The 1493-nt window shown below is 76.6% G+C and carries 2 protein-coding genes; both read left to right on the plus strand.

All coding sequences use genetic code 11. From position 1 onward, the window contains the following. Window positions 1-140 precede the first annotated feature (140 nt). Complete coding sequence (locus tag ACFXA3_RS42425; RefSeq protein WP_385196860.1) at window positions 141-566, plus strand: OsmC family protein; 426 nt, start codon at window positions 141-143, stop codon at window positions 564-566. Window positions 567-775: 209 nt separating this feature from the next. Continuing rightward, window positions 776-1493 (plus strand): alkaline phosphatase PhoX (locus ACFXA3_RS42430; RefSeq protein WP_385196863.1); only part of this gene is annotated, 718 nt, incomplete at its 3' end.

Genomic DNA, 1493 nt, shown 5'->3' on the forward strand with positions numbered 1-1493 from the left:
TAAGATACTGCTCCTTCGGGGACATACCGTGGCCCACCGCAGGGGCGCGCGCCCCCACACCCGGTGTGTCCCTGTTGGTTGGGGGCCGGGGGCCCGCCCCCCCGGGGCCGGCCGTTCCCACTTCTGCGAAGGGATCCACCATGGCCACCACGCGCACCGCGCACACCAACTGGGAAGGCAACCTGCTGAAGGGTGCCGGCACGGTCACCCTCGACTCCTCGGGCCGGGGTTCGTTCGAGGTCTCCTGGCCCTCGCGCGCCGAGGCCGCGAACGGCAAGACCAGCCCGGAAGAGCTGATCGCCGCCGCGCACTCCAGCTGCTACTCGATGGCCCTCTCGCACGGCCTGGACGGCGCCGGCACCCCGCCCACCCGGGTGGAGACCAAGGCGGACGTGACGTTCCAGCCGGGCGAGGGCATCACCGGGATCCACCTGACCGTCCGCGCCGAGGTTCCGGGCCTGGACGCGGAGGGCTTCGCCGCGGCCGCCGAGGACGCGAAGAAGAACTGCCCGGTCAGCCAGGCCCTGACGGGTACGACGATCACCCTGAGCGCGGAACTGATCTGACCCCGGATCTCCGGCTCCACCGAGCGGGCCCCCGGCGTCGCGGGGTCCGGGGCACGGCCCCGGGAGGCCCGGCGCGTCCGGGGTCGCCCGCCCGACGGCGCGGGAACCCGCCGGTGGGGTGAGGGCGCTGCGGTGTCGTACGCGTCGGGGGCGCGGCGTGGGGGCGCGTGGTACCACGGCCCCCACCCCGGAGCCGCCCGGAGCCGCCGATGTCCGTCACCCGCCGCAGCCTGCTCAGCGCCGGCACCGGGATCGCCTTCGACGGAGCCCTCGGCGGAGCCCTCGGCGCGCTCTTCGCCGGGATCTCCCGCGCCACCGCCCCGCCCCGCCGCGGGTACGGTCCCCTGCTCCCCGACCCCCGCGGGCTGCTCGACCTCCCCGCCGGGTTCCGCTACCGGGTGCTGTCGCGCGCCGGCGACCCGCTGCGCTCCGGCGGGGGGGGGACCGTGCCGGCCCACTGCGACGGCATGGCCGCCTTCGGCGCCGGCGCCGGCCGCGTCCGCCCGGTCCGCAACCACGAGAACCGCACCACCGCCGCCCTGCGCGTCCCCGCCGTCGACGGCCTCGGGTACGACCCCCACGCCCTCGGCGGCTGCACCCTCCTCGACCTCGACCCGGGCGGCGGCGTCACCGGCGGGCACGTGGCCCTCGCCGGTACCGCCGTCAACTGCGCGGGCGGCCGCACCCCCTGGAACACCTGGCTCAGCTGCGAGGAGACCGGAGACCGGGCGGGTACCTCCGGGTACGCCGAGGACCACGGCTTCGTCTTCGAGGTCGACCCCGCCGACCCGCGGCGCTCCGGCGCGGTCCCGCTGACCGCGATGGGCCGGTTCGCGCACGGGGCCGTCGCCGTGGACCCGTACCGCGGGACCGTCTGCGAGACCGAGGGTGCGTTCGTCGAGCCCTTCGGGCCCTTCTACCGGTTCC

The organism is Streptomyces sp. NPDC059456, assembly GCF_042750055.1.
Taxonomy (GTDB): Bacteria; Actinomycetota; Actinomycetes; order Streptomycetales; family Streptomycetaceae; genus Streptomyces.